This is a genomic window from Amycolatopsis sp. SID8362 (genome assembly GCF_010550475.1).
Taxonomy (GTDB): Bacteria; Actinomycetota; Actinomycetes; order Mycobacteriales; family Pseudonocardiaceae; genus Amycolatopsis; species Amycolatopsis eburnea.
On the sequence record NZ_JAAGNB010000349.1, the window covers coordinates 1 to 2,677 of the forward strand.

At 74.1% G+C, this 2,677-nt stretch carries 2 protein-coding genes and 1 pseudogene; 2 read left to right on the forward strand and 1 reads right to left on the reverse strand.

The features are described 5' to 3' along the window. Positions 1–145: MerR family DNA-binding transcriptional regulator (locus G3I65_RS11585; RefSeq protein WP_160696109.1), on the reverse strand; the 145-nt coding region annotated here is incomplete at its 3' end. A 317-nt stretch (positions 146–462) separates the two neighbouring features. Here G3I65_RS11585 and G3I65_RS11590 point away from each other — a divergent pair. Together G3I65_RS11590 and G3I65_RS11595 are read left to right on the forward strand one after the other, a co-directional pair. After that, on the forward strand, positions 463–2,142 hold the full coding sequence (locus G3I65_RS11590; protein WP_309235403.1) for a choice-of-anchor A family protein: 1,680 nt from the start codon (positions 463–465) through the stop codon (positions 2,140–2,142). Positions 2,143–2,334: 192 nt separating this feature from the next. Further along, a pseudogene (locus tag G3I65_RS11595) lies at positions 2,335–2,677 on the forward strand (hypothetical protein); the annotation flags it as partial.

The window sequence follows — 2,677 nt, forward strand, 5'->3', positions numbered from 1 at the left end:
AGTAGCGGCGGTGGCGTCCGGCGCCGGCCGGCGGGCCGATCCCGTAGCGCGCGCTCCAGCTGCGCAGTGTCACGGGTGAGACGCCGAGCAGCTCGGCGACTTTGCCGGGCGCCCAGGCTCCCGCGTCGACGTTCTTGGCTTCCACCGCTTCCCTTCGCCTCACGGACGGCGAACCGCCGAATCTTAGCGACGTCCGCCGACGAGTGAACTCGCGCCGCCCGAGCTTTCCCTCAGCATGGACGCCGGAATCGTCACGGTCCGCTGCACCGGTGATCTCGACCTGGACTCGGCACGCCGGCTCCGCGACCTCTTGCCGGCCCCGATCCACGCGGGGGCGCGAGGCGTCGCACCGCTTGACGCGTCGTCCCGCGACGCTCCCCGATCGGGTGCATCCACGGGCACTCCACCCGAGCCGCCGCTATCGTCCGGCACGGTAAGTCCACAGTGGACAGGGGAGGTCCCGTGCGCGTGACCCATGCCGCGCTCGCGGCGCTGGCGGCCTGCGGGCTCGTGGTCCTCTCGATCCCCGCCGTACGTCCCGCCGCCGCCGATCCGCTGCCCGGTGGGCTCGGGCCGTGCGTGCCCGGGACGTGTCCCGGCACCTTCCCGCCGGTCGGCAACGGGGCGTTCGCCGGCCGCGACAACGCCATCAACGTCTTCGCGGGCGGCGACATGCACGTCACCGGCAGCGCCGCCGAAGCAGAGGGGCGGGTGGTTGTCGGCGGGGACTTCTCGCTGCGCAAGACCGCGGGCTCGTCGATCTACAACGTCGGCGTCGCCGGCGTCGGCTCGCGCGTCCCGCCGCCGGACGGGGCCGACTACCTGACCGTCGGCGGTGACCTTTCGGTCGCCGACGGCCAGCGGCTCGACGCCGTGGGCGACTCGGGTGGCGGCGTCGTGCGGCACGCCGGGAGCATCAGCGGCACCGTGCTCGGCACCGTCGTCCACGACACCGCGGCGATGAAGCCGTACGCGGGCCTGCGGGCCGAGCTGACCGCCGCCAGCGAGTGCTACGCGCGGGCCGCGGCCACCGGGACCGTCGTGAACCAGAACCACCAGACGCTTTTCACCGGCGACGGGAAGTCGGCGCTGCAGGTCTTCACCGTCACCCAGGACGTCGCCGGCCCCGGCGGGGCCACCCAGGGCATCGCGTTCGCCGGCATCCCGGACGGGGCCACGGTGCTGGTCAACCTCACCGGCTCGGCCCGGGTGATCAACACCTACAGCGGCAGCCTCGACGACACCGACCCCCTCAACCGGCTGCGGCCCCGCCTGCTGTGGAACTTCCCCGACGCCCGGGTGGTCCGCCTCACCGGCAGCGGCATGTTCCAGGGCAGCGTGCTGGCGGGCCGCCCGGACGGCACCACGACGGTGACCCTCCCCGGCACGAACGGCCGGTTCTTCACGGCGGGCAGCCTGGTCCACGGCTCCGGGACGGGCCAGGGCAGCGGGCAGGAGTTCCACGCGTACCCGTTCACCGGCGACCTGCCTTCGTGCGGCACCACGCCCGAGCCGACCACGACGACCACGGTCACGACGACCTCGACGGCCCCCACCACCACGCCTACCACGACCACCGCGACGGGCACCACCACCGCTCCCACCACCACGGCGCCGACCGAGCCCACCTCGACGAGCACCACGCCGACCACCGGGACGACGAGCACCACGGCACCCACCCCGACCACGAGCACCACACCGACCGGCACGACCACGGCCCCCACGTCGACGAGCACCAGCCCGACCGGCACGAGCACGGCCCCCACCTCGCCGAGCGCCACACCGACCGGCACAAGCACGACCCCCACGTCGACCAGCACCACGGGCACTGCCCCCACCTCGACCACGGGCCCGCACACCACTAACCCCACCAGCACCACAAACCTCACCAGCCCGATGAGCCCCACCAGCCCCACCACCACGACGGTCACCTCGACCACGGCCACCACCCCGACCGCCACCTCGCCCGAGACGAGCACCACCCCACCGGGCCCGAACCCGGCCGTCCCGACGACCCCTGGCGGCCGCGGGCACCTCCCCCGCACCGGCACCGACCTGGGCCCGGTGCTCGGTCTCGGTGCCCTGCTGCTCACCACCGGGATCGCGCTCGTCCTCGGCACGACCCGGCGCCGGACGCGCTGACGCTCCACAATGGAACGCGGTCACACTGCGGTCCCACGCGAACCGTGCCACGATCGGGCGACCCCCGGACCGGCCACCCGGGGGCATTCGATCGTGCTGAGGGCGATGGCGCGCCCGCGAGGTGGACAGGTGCTGGCGGAGACTGACGCGGACAGAACGACCGAAGACCGGACGAGCACGCGCGGCCGCTGGCTGCCCGTCTACGGCGCCCTCCTCGGTGCCGCGGTCTTCCTGGTGACCAAAGGCAGCCTCACCGACGACGCCTACATCACGCTCGCCTACGCCAAGAACCTCGCCGTGCACGGCGAATGGGGCATCATCCCCGGTTCGCCGGCGAACTCCGCGACGTCGCCGCTGAACGTCCTGCTCCTCGGCGCGCTGACCCTCGTGACGCGCGTGGCGGGCGGGCCGCACCCGGTCGTCGCGCTCGGCGTGCTGACCGTCGGGTGCGGTGCCGCGCTCGGGTGGGCGTGGCAGCGGCTCGGCCGACGGCTCGCGCTGCCGCCCGCGGCCGGCGTGCTCGGGGTCGCGCTGG